The organism is Mesorhizobium sp. BE184 (assembly GCF_031457045.1).
Lineage (GTDB): Bacteria > Pseudomonadota > Alphaproteobacteria > Rhizobiales > Rhizobiaceae > Mesorhizobium.
In genome coordinates, this window is the sequence record NZ_JAVDVU010000003.1 from 88,952 (window position 1) to 108,396 (window position 19,445).

At 64.1% G+C, this 19,445-nt stretch carries 14 protein-coding genes; 6 read left to right on the forward strand and 8 right to left on the reverse strand.

Annotated elements, in window-relative coordinates:
• Window positions 1-11: 11 nt before the first annotated feature.
• A complete protein-coding gene (locus J2X35_RS14060; protein ID WP_310186401.1) occupies window positions 12-491 on the reverse strand; it encodes an anthrone oxygenase family protein in 480 nt (159 codons plus the stop codon).
• A gap of 166 nt (window positions 492-657) precedes the next feature.
• Here J2X35_RS14060 and J2X35_RS14065 point away from each other — a divergent pair, with 166 nt between their 5' ends.
• Window positions 658-1,287 (forward strand): TetR/AcrR family transcriptional regulator, encoded by a 630-nt coding sequence (locus tag J2X35_RS14065; protein ID WP_310186403.1) that lies wholly within the window; start codon window positions 658-660, stop codon window positions 1,285-1,287.
• A 284-nt stretch (window positions 1,288-1,571) separates the two neighbouring features.
• On the opposite strand, the gene J2X35_RS14070 is transcribed toward J2X35_RS14065, so the two are convergent.
• Window positions 1,572-2,441 carry a transglutaminase family protein gene (locus J2X35_RS14070; RefSeq protein ID WP_310186406.1) on the reverse strand — a complete coding sequence of 290 codons (870 nt, stop codon included), beginning with the start codon at window positions 2,439-2,441 and terminating at the stop codon, window positions 1,572-1,574.
• A 97-nt stretch (window positions 2,442-2,538) separates the two neighbouring features.
• Window positions 2,539-2,757 carry a DUF1674 domain-containing protein gene (locus J2X35_RS14075; RefSeq protein WP_056116106.1) on the reverse strand — a complete coding sequence of 73 codons (219 nt, stop codon included), beginning with the start codon at window positions 2,755-2,757 and terminating at the stop codon, window positions 2,539-2,541.
• Window positions 2,758-2,850: 93 nt separating this feature from the next.
• Here J2X35_RS14075 and htpX point away from each other — a divergent pair, with 93 nt between their 5' ends.
• The 4 genes from htpX (at window position 2,851) to purH (ending at window position 8,908) form a co-directional block, all read left to right on the forward strand.
• Window positions 2,851-3,894 (forward strand): zinc metalloprotease HtpX, encoded by a 1,044-nt coding sequence (gene htpX / locus J2X35_RS14080; protein WP_310186410.1) that lies wholly within the window; start codon window positions 2,851-2,853, stop codon window positions 3,892-3,894.
• Between the two features lie 129 nt (window positions 3,895-4,023).
• Window positions 4,024-5,382: an RsmB/NOP family class I SAM-dependent RNA methyltransferase gene (locus J2X35_RS14085; protein ID WP_405023227.1), complete on the forward strand. Its 1,359-nt coding sequence runs from the start codon at window positions 4,024-4,026 to the stop codon at window positions 5,380-5,382.
• Window positions 5,383-5,495: 113 nt separating this feature from the next.
• Window positions 5,496-7,208 (forward strand): heparinase II/III family protein, encoded by a 1,713-nt coding sequence (locus J2X35_RS14090; protein ID WP_310186413.1) that lies wholly within the window; start codon window positions 5,496-5,498, stop codon window positions 7,206-7,208.
• A gap of 83 nt (window positions 7,209-7,291) precedes the next feature.
• On the forward strand, window positions 7,292-8,908 hold the full coding sequence (gene purH / locus J2X35_RS14095; RefSeq protein WP_310186415.1) for a bifunctional phosphoribosylaminoimidazolecarboxamide formyltransferase/IMP cyclohydrolase: 1,617 nt from the start codon (window positions 7,292-7,294) through the stop codon (window positions 8,906-8,908).
• Window positions 8,909-8,923: 15 nt separating this feature from the next.
• On the opposite strand, the gene J2X35_RS14100 is transcribed toward purH, so the two are convergent.
• From J2X35_RS14100 to J2X35_RS14110, 3 genes are all read right to left on the reverse strand, one after another.
• Entirely contained in the window at window positions 8,924-10,306 is a 1,383-nt protein-coding gene (locus tag J2X35_RS14100) for an MFS transporter (protein WP_310186417.1), read from the reverse strand.
• Window positions 10,307-10,691: 385 nt separating this feature from the next.
• Window positions 10,692-11,141, reverse strand: coding sequence for a hypothetical protein (locus J2X35_RS14105; protein WP_310186420.1), 450 nt, complete (start codon window positions 11,139-11,141; stop codon window positions 10,692-10,694).
• A gap of 143 nt (window positions 11,142-11,284) precedes the next feature.
• On the reverse strand, window positions 11,285-16,093 hold the full coding sequence (locus J2X35_RS14110; protein WP_310186423.1) for an NAD-glutamate dehydrogenase: 4,809 nt from the start codon (window positions 16,091-16,093) through the stop codon (window positions 11,285-11,287).
• 160 nt (window positions 16,094-16,253) lie between these two features.
• On the opposite strand from J2X35_RS14110, the gene J2X35_RS14115 reads away from it, so the two are divergent.
• A complete protein-coding gene (locus J2X35_RS14115) occupies window positions 16,254-16,817 on the forward strand; it encodes a peroxidase-related enzyme (RefSeq protein ID WP_056112505.1) in 564 nt (187 codons plus the stop codon).
• 27 nt (window positions 16,818-16,844) lie between these two features.
• On the opposite strand, the gene J2X35_RS14120 is transcribed toward J2X35_RS14115, so the two are convergent.
• Together J2X35_RS14120 and typA are read right to left on the reverse strand one after the other, a co-directional pair.
• Window positions 16,845-17,459: a LysE family translocator gene (locus J2X35_RS14120; RefSeq protein WP_056112503.1), complete on the reverse strand. Its 615-nt coding sequence runs from the start codon at window positions 17,457-17,459 to the stop codon at window positions 16,845-16,847.
• 76 nt (window positions 17,460-17,535) lie between these two features.
• Complete coding sequence (gene typA / locus J2X35_RS14125) at window positions 17,536-19,362, reverse strand: translational GTPase TypA (RefSeq protein ID WP_056116096.1); 1,827 nt, start codon at window positions 19,360-19,362, stop codon at window positions 17,536-17,538.
• Between the last annotated feature and the right edge of the window lie 83 nt (window positions 19,363-19,445).

The following is a 19,445-nucleotide window of genomic DNA, read 5'->3' on the forward strand; positions in this document are numbered from 1 at the left end:
CTTTGATCGGTTCAACGTCCGGCCAGCCAGAAAGATGCCAGCGAGACGATGCCGCCGACCGTGCGGGCATGGTTCCAGAAAACCCATTCGTCCAGATAGCGTGTCCACAGCGCCGTCCCCTCGCTGCTTGCCGGATCGACGGCGGCCAGTGCATCGTTGAGCGGAACGTTGAACACGACGGTGATGCCGAATATGCCGACGAGATAGAACAGGCCGCCGGCAAGAAGCCAGAGAGATCCCGGCTGGCTCCAGCCGAGGACAGCCTTGACGGCGAGCGCCGCGCAGACGAGCGCCGTGCCCATGAAGACCGCAAGAAATACCGGGTTCTGGATCACCACGTTGATGGTGTTCATCGCGGTGGCGCCCTGACCCGCAGGCAGGCGGGCAAGGGCCGCCATCACCGCGGTCGAAAAGGCGAAAAACAATCCGGCCATCAGCCCGCTGCCGAGGATCGCGGCAAGTGTCAAAGCAGAAAATATCAGGCCGGTCATGCTCGTTTCTCCCAAAGGCTGCGCGTGAGGATGGTTTTGTCAGTCATCGTGTTCACTTCCTCGAACATGATAAATCCTCACATTTGCTAAACGTGATAGATTCTCATATTTTCAACGTCAAGCAGAATCTTGCGGGATGGTCATGGAAAGCGGACAGGAAAGACCGATGGCGCGGGACAGTTCGGCGGTGCGGCGTGAGCCAACCCAGCGCCGCAGCCGCGAGCGGGTGGAACGCATGCTGGCTGCCGCCTCCGCGCTCATTGCCGAAAACGGCAGCGATGCGCTGCGCATGGGCGAGGTGGCCGAAAGAGCCGGCGTTTCGATCGGCTCGCTCTACCAGTTCTTTCCGGACAAGAGCGGGATCATCCGGGCATTGGCTGAGCGCTACGCAGTCGAGAGCCACGCCTGCATCGCCGAGGCGCTGGGTGCGGTGGACAATCCGACGGACCTCGAACGGTCGTTCCTCGCTCTGGTCGATACTTACTATGCGCTGTTCCTGGCCGAGCCTGTCATGCGCGACATCTGGTCCGGCACACAGGCGGACAAGGCGCTGCGTACACTGGAACTGGCCGACAGCCGGGCGAACGCGCATTTGCTGAATTCCGTGCTGAAACGGTTTTGCCCTGAGGTGGAGCAGAAGGAACTTGACGCTGCGACGCTGCTGATATGGCAGATGGGCGAAGCCACGATGCGGCTGGCCATATCCGTGGACCGTGAGGAAGGCGACCGGCTTGTCGCCGCTTACAAACGCATGGCGGCAAGGGAATTGGCGGCGATCTGTCAGGGAAGCCGGTGACGCGGCGTCGAAATTTCCGCCCTTGCACTCATGCGGATGTGGCCCCACATTGGTTGCGTGTTCAACGAACGAAAGGAGGTGATCCGATGTCGAGTGATTTCGTTTTCCAGAGCGTGGTTCCGGCGGATCGCCTTTGCGGAGAGCAGCCTCTCCGTTAAGTGACGGCCCGCGCGGCAGGCGGCATTAGGCTGACGCCAGCGGTCGCGCACTGGACGAAGACACGGGAAGGCCGCCTGCTTCGGAAGAAGCGGCGGCCTTTTCGTTTGAGCTTTACAGGATGAAGGTCAGGCCAGCATCCGCGCGTCCGCAGTGCGGTCCACGGCATGCCGGGGCGGATTGAAGCGACGACCCTCCTGCTCGTGCGTCCACACCTTGAACAGTTCCAGCCTGTGCGGTCCGAAGGTGTGCAGCAGCGGCACGTCGGTGGCATCGCGGCCGCGCGCGATAACAACCCGTCCGATACGCGGCGTGTTGTGGCGCGCATCGAATGTGTACCATTTGCCGTCCAGCCAGACCTCCATCCAGGCGGAAAAATCCATCGGCGACGGATTGGCAGGCACACCGATATCGCCAAGATAGCCGTTTACGTAACGGGCGGGAATGTTCATGCAGCGGCACAGCGTGATCGCCAGATGAGCGAAGTCGCGGCAGACGCCGACCCTTTCATCGTTCGCCTGGGCGGCGGTGCGCGTTGCTCGCGCATACCCGTAGCCGAAGGACAGCCGGTTGTGGACATAGTCGACGATCGCCTGGACGCGCGCCCAACCTGGCGGCAGATGGCCGAAAAGCTCCCAGGCCTTGCCGCTGAGATGATCGGTTTCGCAGTAACGGCTGCCGAGGAGATAGCCCAGCACATCGTCCGGCAAATCCTGAACCGGCGTCTCGCGGGCCAGCGTGTTGACTTCGTCGGGCAGGCCGCTGTCCTCGATTTCGGCGTCATAGAGGATTCGGACGCGGCCGGCCGGCGCCAGAAAGCGGCGGCATGTATTTCCATAGCGATCCATGTAGACGCTGGACCGCACGTTCGGCGAGGTGAGGACCTTGGTCTGCCGCTTGATATCGGCTTGCCGATCCTGATGGATTTCCAGCAAGGAAATCACCGGGGTCTCCTGCGCGCACTCTATGGCGATCTCGTAACCGAGCCGGATCAGCATCGCGTACCTCGCTGCATTGGGTGGAACTTCTGCCACAATGCGGCGATGCCCGCTTGGTTCCTTCACATGTTTGCAGCCGTCCGTAACGCGATTCCCTTCAGAAATCGCTGGTGAGGCCCTTCACTTCCCAATCGCCGTAACGACCCGGCTCCTTGCCGCCGCGGCCCCCGATTTCCCTGGGAAGGGCGGCTTCCCTGGCTCTGTATGTCTCGCGGCGCGCTTCCGCTTCCGCCAGGGCGCGGCTGGCGGCCGGTGTCAGTTTTTTCTTCGCGCCGCTGTTTGCCGGTGGTGCCGTCTTGCCCGTTTCGCTGGTCATGCGCTGGTCCCGGATTGAAAAGAAAAACATTCCTTCCCATCATATAGCGGAGCGCGGCGCACGGATCGAGCCTCGGCCGCATGGGAGCAGACGATGAATACAATGCGCACCGCCATGCTTCTGGCCGTCATGACGGCCCTGTTCATGGGCGTCGGTTTTTTGCTCGGCGGCTCAGGCGGCATGATCATCGCCCTGGTCATCGCCGCAGGCACCAATCTTTTCAGCTACTGGAACGCCGACAAGATGGTCCTGTCGATGAACCATGCGGTGGAAGTGGATGAAAGGAGCGCGCCGGAATATTACGGCATCGTGCGGGACATGTCGGCGCGCGCCGGGCTACCGATGCCGCGCGTCTACCTGATCGACAACCCGCAGCCGAACGCCTTTGCCACCGGACGCAACCCCGAAAACGCGGCGGTCGCCGCCACCACTGGACTGCTGCAGCGCCTGACCTATGAAGAGGCTGCCGGCGTGATGGCCCATGAACTCGCCCACATCCAGCATCGCGACACGCTGACCATGACCATCGTTGCGACGATGGCGGGCGCCATCTCGATGCTCGGCAATTTCGCCTTCTTCCTCGGCGGCAGCCGCGACAACAACAATCCGCTCGGTTTCGTCGGCGTGCTGGTGGCGATGATCGTCGCGCCTTTCGCTGCGATGATCGTGCAGATGGCGGTGAGCCGCACACGCGAATATGCGGCCGACCGGCGTGGCGCCGAGATCACCGGTCAACCTCTAGGGCTGGCTTCGGCGCTCGCCAAGATCGCCAGCAGCGCCGAGCAAATCCGCAATCCGGATGCCGAGCGCAATCCGGCAACCGCGCATCTGTTCATCATCAATCCGTTGCACGGCGAGCGCATGGATTCGCTGTTCTCCACCCACCCCGCGACGGAAAACCGCATCGCCGCGCTACAGGCATTGGCGGAAGAGATGGGCGGTGGGCGTGCGCCGGAAACGACGCCCGAGACGGCGCGCCAGCGGCCGCGTCAGTCTGCCGTTCCTTCCCAAGATGAGGCCGCGCGGCAGGGACCATGGGGTACGGCTTCGGACGCTCCGGAAGAGGCTGCGCCGGAGCCGCCGAAGCCCAATCCGTGGGGCCGTAACCCGACCGGGCCGAAAGGCCGGTGGTCGTAATTTCCGGCAGGTTTGTGCATCTGCGTTAGCGGCGTTGCGTCCGGATTCTCCTCCCCCTCGTGGGAAGTGTTAGGGGTGGGGACGCGCAATCTCCTCGACATTCGCCGTCACCCATGTGATTGCGGCGGCATGAAGCAAAGTAAAACGCCCTTTCACGGAAACACGGACTCCGTTCCCGGCCTGGCTGCTCGGATGGCCGCGGCGCGTCTGCTCGCCGCGGTGATCGACGCGCATACACCGCTCGACGGGCTGACCGACAATGAAGGCGGGCATCCGCAATATCGCGCTCTCGAGCCGCGTGACCGGGCGCTGGTGCGCGCCATCCTGGCGACGGCGCTGCGCCATCGCATGACGATCGCCGCGCTGCTCGCCCGCCGGCTGGAAAAGCCGCTGCCGCAGAACGCCACGGTGCTGTCGCATATCCTGCATGTCGCCGCGGCCCAGCTTCTCTTTCTCGATGTGCCCGACAGCGCAGCGGTCGATCTCGCGGTCACCCATGCCAAGTCGGACCCGCGCACCTTGCGTTTCGCGGCCTTGGTCAATGGCGTTTTGCGCACGCTGGGACGAGTGAAGGAAACCGAACTGCCGCAGGCGCTGGCCGCGACGGAAGATTCGCCTGCGTGGTTTTCCGAACGGCTTGCGGCCTCCTATGGACGTGAGACGGCAAAGCGGATTCTGGAAGCGCATCGCCACGAAGCGCCGGTGGATTTCACCGTCAAGTCGGACCCGGTCGGGTGGGCGGAGAAACTGGGTGGCATCGTCGTGCCGACCGGCTCGGTCCGGGTCGAGAAACTGGCGCAGCCGGTTACCGAACTGCCCGGCTTTTCCGAGGGAGGGTGGTGGGTGCAGGATGCGGCTGCCAGCCTGCCGGCGCGGCTTCTGGGCGACGTGCGGAGCCTGCGGGTCGCCGACCTGTGCGCCGCGCCCGGCGGCAAGACGGCTCAGATCATTCTTGCCGGCGCGCAGGTCACCGCGGTCGAGAAATCGAGGAACCGGCTGGCCCGGCTGGAGCAGAATTTGCAGCGTCTCGGAATGTCCGCCGATCTCGTGCAGGCGGACCTTGCCGACTATCGCCCGCAGCAGCTCTTCGACGTTGTGCTTCTCGATGCGCCTTGCTCCTCGACCGGCACGGTGAGGCGGCATCCCGACGTGCCGTGGACCAAGACGCCGGCCGACATCGAAAAACTCGCGGCCGTGCAGGCGCGCATGCTTGCCCATGCCATCGCTTTGGTGAAGCCGGGCGGTCGCATCGTTTTTTCGAACTGCTCGCTCGATCCGCTCGAGGGCGAAGAGCTCTATGCGGAATTTCTGAAGGCGCATCCCGAGGTTACGAACGATCCGATTCGCACGGAGGAGATGACGGGCCTCGAAGCGTTCCTCACGCCGCATGGCATGCTGCGTACCACGCCGGCCATGCTCGACCTCGGATCACCGGGGCTTTCCGGCCTCGACGGCTTCTTCGCCGCCCGCATGAGGCGGACCGGCTAACAATCCTGTGGTCAGCCTCACTGGCTGCCATCGCCCCGGCGGATTTCTTTTTCGCCCCCGACTTGAATCAGATACGCTCGGCATCCCCAGGGACGGGACATTCAGGAGGAATTTTGGCAATCGCCGACGGTGATACGCCGCGACTTTGGGTGCTTATCGCAAAGGCATTCTGGTACAAGTCGCGCAGACGGCTGCGCGCGGGACCTGCTTATCGCTGGCGGTATTCCGGCCGCACGCCGGAACGCGTCCTGATCGCGCCGCCCGATCTCCGGCTTGCGGACCCGCAGATCGCGCTGGAAATCTACTATGGCCGTTATCCGTTCTCCGGCCATCTGGTGGAGACCGGCGGACAATCGCCGTTCCAGGTGGCCGTGCCCAGCCGTGGCTGGCAAAAATCGTTGCATGGCTTTCGTTGGCTGCGGCACATGCGCGCCGCCGGCACCGAACTCGCCGCCGCCAATGCGCGGGCGCTGGTGTCGGACTGGATCGCGCTCTATGGCGGCCAGATATCGGGACCGGCCTGGGACCCCGGTACGGCCGCCAAGCGCGTCATCGCATGGCTGCAGCATTCCTCCGTCGTGCTCCAGGGCTCGGAATTTCCATTTTATCGCGCCTTCCTGAAATCGCTCGCCGTGCAGATCCGTTACCTGCGTTCGGTGACGCGGGAACTGCCGGACGGCCGGGACCGGCTGCGGGCGCGCGTGGCCCTTGCCTTCGCCGCCTTGTCGCTGCCGGCGCCTGCCTCGGCGCTGCGGGCGGCGACCCGCAATCTGGCCGAGGAACTCGACAGCCAGATCCTGCCGGATGGCGGGCACATATCAAGAAATCCTCTGGCGGTTCTCGAAATCCTCGCCGACCTTCTGCCCTTGCGCCAGACTTACGCCAACCAGGCGGAGGCTCCGCCGGCGGCGCTGATGGGGGCGATCGACCGAATGCTGCCGGCGCTGCGTTTCTTCCGCCACCAGGATGGCAGCCTGGCGCGCTTCAACGGCATGGGCGCGACGATCCACGACCGCATCGCCGCGGTCTTGCGGCATGACGATACGGTTGGCGCGCCGCTGCTTCACGCGCCCTATTCGGGCTATGAGCGGCTTTCGATGGGCGGCGTCACCGTCATCGCCGACACCGGGCCGTCGCCGCCGATGGACGTATCCAGCGCGGCTCATGCTGGATGCCTTTCCTTCGAGCTTTCGTCCGGCCGGCAGCATTTCATCGTCAATGCGGGCATGGACAATTTCGGCGTCGCCGAATTCCGGCCATTGGCCCGCGCCACCGCCGCCCATTCGACAGCCGTGCTCAACGATACGTCTTCGGCGAGGTTCAGCCATTCGGCGCGGGTCGGCGACCTGATCGGCACGCCGCTGATCAGTGGACCCAGAAACGTGCCTTGCGAGCGGCGAGACCAGCGCGGCAACCAGGGCTTCATCGCCAGCCATGACGGCTATGTGCAGCGCTTCGGGATCGTCCATGAGCGCGAACTGGCGCTCTCCGAACAGGGAAATGTGCTGGCCGGCCGCGACCGGTTCTTCAGGCCGAATGGCGAGCCGATCCGCAACAATGGCCGCGATGGCGTGGCGATCAGGTTTCACATCCATCCCGATATCGGCCTGTTCCGCGACGATCGCGAGCGTCTCGTGCTGAAGGCCGAGTGCGCCGACACATGGGTCTTTGCCTGCGCCGAATGCACGGCCGAGGTCGAGGAATCGATTTATTTCGCGGCGCTCGGCGGGCCGCGCCGCAGCCGCCAGATCGTGCTGTCCTTCAAGGCGTCGGAGTTGGCGGAAGTGCATTGGCATCTGGCGCGGGTGGAGGTTGCAAGCGGCTGACCGAAAGTGCGGTCAAAGCTTGATTTCCCGCGCTCGTATGTTAGGCCCCGGCCTTCCATTTCCAGCCAGCGAAAGAGCCCGCCATGGCCGTTGCCTCCAAGAACATTCCAGCGCCTGATCTTGTGCCGCTGCGCCGGGCGCTGCTTTCGGTGTCCGACAAGAACGGACTGGTCGAGTTCGCCCGGGCGCTTGCAAAGGCCGGTGTCGAGCTGATCTCGACCGGCGGCACCTCAAAGGCGATCGCCGAGGCGGGGCTGGCGGTGCGCGACGTCTCGGACATTACCGGCTTTCCCGAAATCATGGACGGGCGGGTCAAAACGCTGCACCCATCGGTACATGGCGCGCTGCTGGGCGTACGCGACGATCCCGAACACGCGGCCGCGATGCGCCAGCACCACATCGAGCCGATCGATCTCGTCGTCGTCAATCTCTACCCGTTCGAAGAGGTACGCCGCTCCGGCGCCGGCTATGCGGCGACCGTCGAGAACATCGACATCGGCGGACCGGCGATGGTGCGGGCCTCGGCCAAGAACCACGCCTATGTCGCCATCGTCACCGATCCGGACGATTATGGCGCGGTGCTCAACGCACTGGAGATGAATACGGGAAGCCTGTCGCTGGATTTCCGCAAGAAGCTGGCGGCAAAAGCGTTCGCGCGGACAGCGGCCTATGACGCGGCGATCTCCGAGTGGTTCGCCGAGACGCTGGAGATCGAGCATCCGGCATGGCGGGCTTTCGGCGGCAGGCTCGAAAGCGTCATGCGCTACGGCGAAAATCCGCATCAGTCGGCCGGATTCTACGTCACCGGCGAGAAGCGGCCCGGCGTCGCCACGGCGCGGCAGGTCCAGGGCAAGCAGCTTTCCTACAACAACATCAACGATACCGACGCCGCCTTCGAACTGGCTGGCGAGTTCGATCCGGAAAAATCAGCGGCGGTGGCAATCATCAAGCATGCCAATCCGTGCGGCGTTGCCGAAGGCGCTACGCTGAGGGAGGCCTATCTCAAGGCGCTCGCCTGCGACCCGACGTCGGCCTTCGGCGGAATCGTCGCGCTGAACCGGGCGCTCGACGCCGAGGCGGCCGAGGAAATCGTCAAGACCTTCACCGAAGTCATCATCGCGCCGGAGGCTTCCGAAGAGGCGGCGCGCATCGTCGCGGCGAAAAAGAATCTGCGCCTTCTGATCGCCGGCGGATTGCCGGACCCGCGCGCGGCGGCGCAGACGGTGAAGTCGGTGGCCGGCGGCTTGCTGGTGCAGGGCCGCGACAATTCGGTCGTCGATGATCTCGACCTGAAAGTGGTGACGAAGCGGGCGCCGACGGAAGCCGAGCTGGCCGACCTGAAATTCGCCTTCCGGGTGACCAAGCATGTGAAGTCGAACGCTATTGTCTACGTCAAGGACTTGGCGACGGTCGGGATCGGCGCCGGCCAGATGAGCCGGGTGGACTCGTCGCGCATCGCTGCGCGCAAGGCGCTGGACGCGGCGGAGGCCGCTGGCCTGGCGGAACCTTTGACGAAGGGCTCGGTCGTCGCTTCGGACGCCTTCTTCCCATTCCCGGACGGCCTGCTGGCGGCGATCGAGGCGGGAGCCACGGCGGTCATCCAGCCGGGCGGCTCGGTCAACGACAAGATCGTCATCGAGGCGGCGGACGAACACGGCATCGCCATGGTGTTCACCGGCGTGCGCCATTTCCGGCATTGAAACGGCGGTACGCGCCTACCGCTCCTCCGCCGTATCCGCTGGATACGGTGTGCCGGCGAGAATCCACAGGCCGCCGGCGAGGAACAGGATGATGACCGCCATGCCCATCCGAGGCGAAGCACTGACCGCGGTGACGGTCGCCACAAGGAACGGCGCGGCAAAGCTCGTCGCCCGCCCGGCCAGCGCATAGATGCCGAAATAGCGGCCAGATTCCGCGGCGGTGACGCTGCGCGCCATATAGGACCGCGAAGAGGCCTGAACCGGCCCGAAGGCGACGCCGATCAGCAGGCCGTAAAGGATGTAGGCTTTCTCCGCCGCCGTGCCGAACAAGCCGCCGGAATCGGCGGGCGAAAGCTGAAGCACGCCGAACAGCGTGAAGCCAGGGCCGGTCGATACGATGCCGACGGTGGCGATGGACAGCAACACGAGGCAGATCATCACCACCGTTTTTGAGCCGAGGCTGGTGTCCAGCCGGCTGGCGACCAGGCAGCCGACGATGGCGACGACGTTGAGGATGATGCCGAAGATGCCGATCTCGGTGATCGACCAGCCGAACATGGCCGCCGCGAAGGCGCCGCCCAGCGCCAGCAGGGCGTTGACGCCGTCCTGGTAGATCATGCGCGAGACGAGGAAGCGGAATATGCCCTTGCGCCTGCGCACCTCGCCGAGCGTCCTTTTCAATTCGGACAGACCGGCGCGCACGGCCGGTCCGATCGGCACGCCCTTGATCGCGTCCGGCGTGAAGAAGAACATCGGCAGGATGAAGACGAAATACCACAGGGCCGAGAGCGGGCCGGTGGCGCGCGCATCCTCGCCCAGTTTCGGGTCCAGCCCGAAGATCGGATCGACGCCGATGATCGTCTTGCCGGTCTCGGGCGACCCGGCCATCAGCGCGATGACGAAAATCAGCGCGATCATGCCGCCGAGATAGCCGAGGCCCCATGCGACGTTCGAGACCCTGCCGATGTCGTCCTTCGGCACCAGGCGCGGCATCATCGAATCGTTGAAGACGGTCGAGAATTCAGCCGCCACCGAAGCGAGCGAGAAGAAGAACACGACAAAGAACAGGTTCGAGCCGGGCGCGGCGAACCACAGCATGAACAGGCTGACGATCTTGATCGTGGCGAAGAAGGCGATCCACGGCTTGCGCGGGCCGGTCTGGTCGGCGATCGAGCCGAGGATGGGCGACAGGATGGCGATGACGAAGCCGGCGGCGGCGATGCCGTAGCCCCAGGCCGCCTGACCCATGGCGGGGTCGCTCGCCATGCGCGAGACGAAATAAGGACCGAAGATGAAGGTTGTGACGACGGTAAAGAAGGGCTGCGCCGCCCAGTCGAACAGCATCCATCCCCAGATGCCACGCCGCGGGGTGGCGGGCTGCACGGTCAGGTCGGTCATCATCCCTCCACGCCGCCCTGTTCGCGGCTTCGCGCCATGTCTGCATGTTTTGGCAAACTTGGCCAGCGCCTTCGCACCATGCCTTTTGCCTTCCCTCCATCACGAAAACGGTCCACCCCGGGTCGCTTCGTTCGGCACTTGCCTCTCGCAGCGGAGGAATAACGCCCGCGGGGTTGGGTGCTCCACACCTTCGTTGATCCACCCCACCCGCGCCTGCGGCGCGACCTCCCCACAAGGGGGAGGGTAAAGCGCTGACACGCGTCATCCTCGCCACGCCCGGGTTTTCGCCCGTCTGGCCATTGTCATGGAAGATGCGGCAGGTCCGCCGCGATCTGGAAACGGCCGCCGCGCAGCATGTCGTGCGTGGACGGCGAGGCGGCTGGCTTCACGATGTGTCGGGAGTGGGCATTGCCGCTGCCGGACGGTCCATCCGCATGGCCGGCTTGCGCCGCTGCGCCCGTGCTCCGCTCGCATCGGCCGGCGCGAACCGCCTCGCCGAGAGGAGACACAGCGCCAGCGCGGCGGCAACCGCCCGCAAACGCATCGCAAGGCGCACGGCGTCGTCGGGCCCGTCCTCATCACCGGTGGCGGCCATCCATTGGCCGGCGGCGACGATCGCCCTGGCGGGAACGGGCGCGCCGAACCCGCGCGCCGCATCGGCGAGGCAGCGAAACGCGGCTTCCTCGGCGGGACTTAAAATCGCCAGGACGCGGCGGCGCACGAACCACGACCGGCTCGATGCCTGCTCGGCCAGAACGGCGAGCGCGAACAGCAGCGCCACGATGCGCTCCAGCACATCGCGGTCCCGGTTCGCGTTCCTGTCCCAGCCTTCCATCCTGTCCTCCGCTTCGGGCAGCAAAGTATGGATGCGGTTTTGCGGACGTGGACGGATTTATCTGTTGTGGAGCCGTGGCGCTCTTGCCTTCTCCCGCAAGGGGGAAGGCAAGATTCAACGCTGCCGCTGCGGCTTACACGCACTCACACCGCTGTCAGGTCGCTCATCAGCCCCGATGCAACCGAGAGCCGCGACACGGTGATGTCGCCGCCTTCGGTCAAGGCCTGAAGCCGCTCCAGTATGCGCGCAATACGTTCGCCACCCGCCTCCAGCCATGCTGCGACGGGGTCCGGCGTTTTGCCATAACCTGTCAGAGCCGCCACGGTCATGCCACGGCGCGCGGCGCCGATGGTGTCGGTGGCGCGCGCCAGCGCAAGCTGGTCGTAGTAGTCGGATGGGGTGATGGAGCGAGCCGCTTCCTCGATGCGCGGAATGCGGAACGCCTCGCTTACGGCGAAGAACGATTTCGCTGCCGAAACGATATCGGCATTCGACTGGCGGGCCGCCAGCGCGATGTCGGGCACAAGCTGGGCAACGTCGGTCAACGCCAGACGCTGGGCCAGCTTTTCAGGAGCGCCGGCCTTGAACAGTTCCTCTCGGCGCGCCTCGATCCGCTCGCGGGAGAAGGGTGGCAACAGCGACATCAGCTTGGGTTCGAGCGCCTTGCGGGCCTCGACCAGGGCAACGATGCGCTCGCCGAGCGGCGCGGTGCTGACATCGTTCTTGAGATGCCAACTGCTGGTCATATAGATGAGGCGGCCGACGATCTGGTAGAGGTCGAGCTGGACCTGACCGTCGATCTTGTTGTCGAGCGCATCGATCTCCGCATAAAGCTCCGGCAGCGAGAAGCCGTCGCGGATGAGGGCGAAGATCCGCACCACGTCGGCAGCCGTGCCGCCGGTCGTCTCCTGCAGCCGGTTAACGAAGGACGGGCCGCCGCGATTGACCAGATCGTTGGCGACGACGCGAGCGATGATCTCGCGCCGCAGCCGGTGGCCGTGGATTTCGCCAGAGAATTTCTTCGCCATCCGGTTGGGGAAATATCCCATCAGGTCGCGGTCGAAATGCGGATCGTCCGGCACGTCGGAGGCGACGATATCGGAGAAGAGAACGATCTTGGCGTAGGCGAGGAGGACGCCGAGTTCGGCCCGCGTCAAAGGCTCGCCGCGCGTTTCACGCTCGGCCAGGACGGTGGCGGACGGCAGGTTCTCGACGCTGCGGTCGAGCAGGCCGCGCGTTTCCAACGCAGCCATGAACCGGCCCTGGTGGGCGAGATCGGCAAGGCCGCGCTTGCGCACGACCGACAGGGCCAGCGTCTGCTCGTAATTGTTGGCAAGCACAAGCCGGCTGACCTCGTCGGTCATGTCGGCGAGGAGCTTGTTGCGGGCGGGCCGGGTGAGATCGCCCTTGCGCATGGCCGAGGCCAGCGCAATCTTGATGTTGACCTCGACGTCGGAGCAATTGACGCCGCCTGAATTGTCGATGGCGTCGGAATTGCAACGGCCGCCGGCAAGGCCGAACTCGATGCGGGCGCGCTGGGTAACGCCAAGGTTGGCGCCTTCGCCGATCACCTTGGCGCCGACTTCCACGGCATTGACGCGGATGGCGTCGTTGGCGCGGTCGCCGGCGTCCTGGTTCGTTTCGGCGGATGCCTTCACATAGGTGCCGATGCCGCCGAACCACAGAAGGTCGACCGGCGCCTTGAGGATGGCGCTCATGATCTCGACCGGCGTGGCGACGGTCTTGCCCAAGCCGATGGCTTCAGCCGCGGCGGTCGAAAGCGTGATCGATTTCTGCGCGCGCGAGACGATGATGCCGCCTTCCGAGAGCTTCGACTTGTCATAGTCCTGCCAGCTCGAGCGCGGCAGGTCGAACAGCCGCTTGCGCTCGGCCATGGTGGCGGCCGGGTCGGGATTCGGGTCGATGAAGATGTCGCGGTGGTCGAAGGCGGCTATGAGCAATGTCTGGTCGGACAGCATCATGCCGTTGCCGAAGACGTCGCCTGACATGTCGCCGACGCCGACGCAGGTGAAGGGCGAGGTCTGGATGTCGCGGTTCATCTCGCGGAAGTGCCGCTTGACCGCCTCCCAGGCCCCCTTGGCGGTGATGCCCATCTTCTTGTGGTCGTAGCCGGCCGAGCCGCCGGAGGCGAAGGCGTCATCGAGCCAGAAGTCGTGCGCCTGGCTGATGGCGTTGGCGGTGTCGGAGAAGGTGGCCGTACCCTTGTCGGCGGCGACGACGAAATAGGGATCGTCCTGATCGAGCCGCACCACGCCTTCGGGCGGGATGATATGGTCGACGCCGATGTTGTCGGTGATGGAAAGCAGGCTCGAGACAAAGTTCACATAAGCCGACCGACCGGCTTCGAAAACCTCGTCACGGCTGCCGCCGACCGGCAGGAGCTTGGGATAAAATCCGCCCTTGGCGCCGACCGGCACGATGACGGCATTCTTGACCTGCTGCGCCTTGACCAGCCCAAGGACTTCCGTGCGGTAGTCCTGGGCGCGGTCCGACCAGCGCAGGCCGCCGCGCGCCACCGGGCCGAAGCGCAGATGAACGCCCTCGACCTCGGAGCCGTAGACGAAAATCTCCCGCCATGGCCGTGGCTCCGGCAAACCCTCGACCGACCGTGAGTCGAGCTTGATCGCCAGCGACTGGCCGCGCTCCTTCTTGCCGTCGACGAAATGATTGGTCCTGAGCGAAGCTTCGATCAGATTGAGATATCGGCGGATGATGGTGTCGTCGTCGATGTTGGGGACGTCTTCCAGCGCGTCCTTGATCTTGGCCCTCAGATGCTTGGCGGTGACGGCGCCTTCGCCCTCGGCACCCGGCCCGAAGCGGGCCACGAACAGGGCATGAAGCCCGCGTGCGATGTCGGGGTAACGGTTCAGCGCGGCGGCGATGAAATCCTGGCTTTGCGGAATGCCGGCCTGCTGCAGATAGCGCCCATAGGCGCGCAGCACCATGATTTCGCTGGACCATAGACCGGCTGTCTGGGCAAGGCCATTATAGCCGTCATTGTCAGCATCGCCGCGCCAGACAGCGAGGAAAGCATCCTCGAACAGACGTCCGCCATCTGTCAGGTCGATCGGCTGCCCGTAGGCGTTTTCCAGCTCCATGTCATGGACGAAGATCTTTTCGGAGCCATCCTCGCCGATCTCGAAGGTGCGTTCGCTGATGACGCGGAAGCCGATGTTTTCCAGCACCGGCACACGCCGCGACAGCGCGACCGGGCAGCCATAATGATAAATCTTGAGGGCCGCCTGCTGCGGCTGCTGGTCGGCATGGCGGTAGTAGTCGATGGCGATGGTGTTCTCGGCGCTGAGCTGAGCGATGCGGCCGGCATCGATCAGGGCTTCGGCGGCGGTGAAATTGTCGCGGTATCCTTGCGGGAAGCGCGCGGCGATCGCCCGCGCCTCGGCGTTCGCGCCGTTGGCGTCCTCCGCCTCGGCCAGCGAATCGTCCCAGGTGCGCACGATATCGCGGACAGCTTTCTCGATTGTCGATTGCTCGACCTTGGGGGTCTTGCCGCCGGAACGTCCGATGATGAAATGAACGCGCGCCAGGCCGCCTTCCGGGAAGGCGGGATAATAGGCGGAGACACGCCCCTCGAAGACGGTCTTCAGATAAATGCCGACCTTTTCACGCACGGCGCTGTCGTAGCGGTCGCGCGGTACGAAGACGAGGACGGACACGAACCGGTCGAACTGATCGACGCGCACCAAGGCGCGGACACGCGGACGCTCGACCAGGCCGAGAATGGCTTCGGCGTGTTTGCGCAGCACCGGGACCGGTATCTGGAACAACTCGTCGCGCGGATAGCTTTCCAGCACGTTGATCAGCGCCTTGCCGGAATGGTCGGCCGGATTGAGGCCGGATTTGGCGATCACCGTCTCCGCTTTCGAGCGCAGATAGGGGATCTTCAGGACCGAGCGTGTGTAGGCGGTCGAGGTGAACAGGCCGACGATGCGCAACTCACCGGACAAGGCGCCTTTCTCCGTGTACGTCTTGACGCCGATGTAATCGAGATAAATGCGCCGATGGACCGACGATTTGGCGTTGGCCTTGGTGACGATCAGGGCTTCCGGACCGTGCAGGAAGGCGCGGATCTCCGGCGTTGTCGTCACGGCTTCGGTGCCGCGCCGCAGCACCAGAATGTCTGGATCGGACAGAATCCCAAGACCAGGCGTTTCAGCGCGCTCCAGCGTGCCGCTGGTCTCGCCGCCGATATATTTGAACTCGCGCATGCCGAGGAAGGTGAAGTTGTCGTCGCGCAGCCATTCCAGAAAGGCGATGGCCTCGGCGACGTTCTTCTTTTCCAGAGGCACGGGAGCATGGCGGAATTCGGAGATCGCCTGGTCGATCCTGGCCAGCATGGGTTTCCAGTCGGCGACCGCGTAACGGACCTGGTTCAGCACCTTTTCGAGCCGGTCCGCCAGGTCGGCCGCCTGCTCCTCGGTCAATCGAGGAATATGGGCGTGGACGACGCTCAGCCTGTCGTGGGAGGCTTCGTTCTTGTTGTTGCCGGCCTCGCCGAGGATTTCATCGACGCCGGATTTTCCATGCCGGACGAGGATGACCGGGTGCGCCACCAGGGTCGGTTCGCCGGCGCTGTCGGTGATCTCGCCCAGAATGGAATCGAAGAGGAAGGGCATGTTGTCATTGACGACAGTGACGACGGTCACCGGCCGGCCCTGCCGGTTCACGCCCGAATCGGCCTCAACAGCGATAACGCTCTGGCCTCTCTTGTGCCGGGAAACGGCCTGTCCGGCGAGATCGGCGGCGCGCTCGAGATCGGCTGCATCGTAGGCCGCGACATCTTCCGCCGGCGCCCGGCTGAGAAGATATTCGGCGAGGGAGCCCCCCGAGGCCGATTTTACCGACTGTCTTTTCATATTGGCTTTATCGGATGCTGCCATTTTCGTTTTGGCAACGGACTTCAGGCTGGCCATGGTGACGAACTTTCCTCCCGTCATATACTTTTTGCGACGCGGCGCAATTTTGCGACGATATTACCATGTGAACCGAATTTAGCGACAAAGGTTTGACGGCTGGATAACAAAAATAACGATTAAATTGGAACGGATGCCACCGAAAGATGAGGAGAAAGCGATGGCCAAGACGGTAACTGCCCTCGAGTTGGGAAAAATCGAGCTGAGCGAGGCGACCAAGGCGTATTTCGCCAAATGCGAAGAAAAGCTCGGTCTCGTGCCCAACGTGCTGATGGCCTATGCGTTCGACGACAAGAAGCTACGCGCGTTTACCGACATGTACAATGATCTGATGCTGGGCGAATCAGGGCTCAGCAAGCTGGAACGCGAGATGATCGCGGTCGCCGTTTCGTCGATCAATCATTGCTATTACTGCCTGACCGCGCATGGCGCGGCGGTGCGGCAATTGTCCGGCGATCCGTCGCTGGGCGAGATGATGGTGATGAACTTCCGGGCAGCCGATCTGTCCGACCGGCAAAACGCCATGCTTGAATTCGCGGTGAAGCTTACGGAAGAGCCAGCCAAGATCGTCGAAGCAGACCGAGCCGCGCTGCGCAAGGCCGGCTTCTCGGACCGCGATATCTGGGACATTGCTTCGACCGCCGCGTTCTTCAACATGTCGAACCGGGTGGCGGCAGCCGTCGATATGCGGCCGAACGACGACTATCACGCCATGGCGCGTTAGCTTCAGCCGCCGGCTCGGCGTGCGAAATCAGCTCCGTGCGGCGATCGCCGCCGCAGCGCCCGCCATGGTGCCGGCGCTGATACGGTTGGCGATCCGCATGGCGCGTGGGCTCCTGAGCAGCCGGCGGGCCTGCGCCGCCGCCAGACCCCAGGTAAGATCGATGGCGATCAGCACGATTGCCATGGTCAGCGTGAGTTCCAGCCAGCCGACGACGGTGACCGAGGCCAGATCGATGATCGTCGGCAGAAGCGCCAGGTAAAACATCATGATCTTGGGGTTGCCGAGCGTAACCGCCATGCCGGCCAGGAAAAGCCTGGCCGGCGAATCCTCGCTCGGCATCTCTCCAGCTTTTGCATCGACCGGCGCGGTCCACATCTTCCAGGCGAGATAGGCGAGATAGGCGACGCCCAGCCACTTTACGACAACGAAGGCGGCATGAAAGGTCTGGGCGACCATTGCCAGGCCGAACACGGCGAAGGACAGCCAGATGCCTTCGCCGATCCACATGGCGAGCAGGAAGGGAAAGACGTCGCGAAAACCCTTGGAGATCACGCGCGCGACCAGCGCAGCGATGGATGGGCCGGGCGAGCCTGCTGCGACCAGCAGCGCGCCGGCGAAGATGAGAAGGGAAGAAAAGTGCATGGCGGGCCTCAGGTCCTGAACACCAGCATAGTACGCTGGCGCACCGTTCCCCGAAAGAGCCCGCGGATGCGTTCGGTCAAGCCGCGCCGGCCACCTTGCTCTTTTCGAAGCGCTTGCGCTCGTTCGGGTCGAGATAGAGCTTGCGCAGGCGGATGGTCTTGGGCGTCACTTCCATCAGCTCGTCATCCTGAATCCAGGAGAGCGCGCGATCGAGGGTCATGCGGATCGGCGGCGTGAGCTTGACCGCCTCATCCTTGCCGGCGGCGCGGATGTTGGTGAGCTGCTTGCCCTTCAGCACGTTGACTTCCAGATCGTTGTCACGCGAATGGATGCCGATGATCATGCCCTGGTAGACCTTTTCGCCCGGGTCGATGATCATCGGGCCGCGATCTTCCAGGTTGAACATGGCGTAGGCCACAGCCTCGCCCGAAGCATTCGAGAGCAGCACGCCATTGGTGCGGCCGCCGATCACGCCCTTGAATGGCTGGTAGCCGTGGAACAGGCGGTTCATGATCGCCGTGCCGCGCGTATCGGTCAGCAACTCGGACTGATAGCCGATCAGTCCGCGCGTCGGGGCATGGAAGACGATGCGCTGGCGGTCGCCGCCGGACGGGCGCAGCTCGACCATCTCAGCCTTACGCTCGCTCATCTTCTGCACAACGATGCCGGAATGTTCCTCATCGACGTCGATAACGACTTCCTCGATCGGTTCAAGCAATTGCCCGCTTTCATCCTTGTGCATCACGACACGCGGACGGGAGACGGCAATTTCGAAGCCTTCGCGGCGCATCGTCTCGATCAGCACGGCGAGCTGCAATTCGCCGCGGCCGGACACGTAGAAAGAATCCTTGCCTTCGGCCTCCTCGATCTTGAGGGCTACGTTGCCTTCGGCTTCCTTGAACAGGCGGTCGCGGATGACGCGGCTCGTCACCTTGTCGCCCTCGGTGCCGGCAAGCGGGCTGTCGTTGACGATGAAGCTCATCGTCACGGTCGGCGGATCGATCGGCTGCGCGTGCAGCGGCTCGGTCACCGCCGGGTCGCAGAATGTGTCGGCAACGGTGCCCTTCGACAGGCCGGCGATGGCGACGATGTCGCCTGCTTGCGCCTCGTCGATCGGTTGCCGTTCCAGCCCGCGGAAGGCCAGGATCTTGGAGACGCGGCCAGTCTCGACGACCGAGCCGTCATTGGCCAGCACCTTGACGGGCTGGTTCGACTTCAGCGAACCGGATTCGATACGGCCTGTGATGATGCGGCCGAGAAACGGATTGGCTTCGAGCAGGGTTCCGATCATGCGGAACGGGCCAGGATGGACGGTCGGCGCCGGAACGTGCTTCAGCACGAGATCGAACAGAGGCGCCAAGCCCCTGTCCTTCGGGCCTTCCGGATTTTCGGCAACCCAGCCATCGCGGCCGGAACCATAGAGGATGGGGAAGTCGAGCTGCTCGTCGTTGGCGTCGAGCGCGGCGAACAGGTCGAACACTTCGTTGACGACCTCGACGTGACGGGCGTCGGGGCGGTCGATCTTGTTGATGACGACGATGGGCTTCAGGCCGACTTTGAGCGCCTTGCCGACGACGAACTTGGTCTGCGGCATCGGGCCCTCGGCGGCATCGACGAGCACGATGGCCGAATCCACCATGGACAGGATGCGCTCGACCTCGCCGCCGAAATCGGCGTGGCCGGGCGTATCGACGATATTGATGCGGTGGCCGTGCCAGTCGACCGAAGTCGCCTTGGCAAGAATGGTAATGCCGCGTTCCTTTTCGAGATCGTTGGAATCCATGGCGCGCTCGGCGACACGCTGGTTCTCGCGGAACGAGCCCGACTGGCGGAGAAGCTGATCGACCAGCGTGGTTTTCCCATGGTCGACGTGCGCGATGATCGCGATATTACGGATGTCCATACTGTCTCTCGGAAGCGTTGGCGGCAGCAGGACCGGGATTTGGTCGCTGCCTTTTTCGTTTGCGCGGCTCATACAGGGTTTTT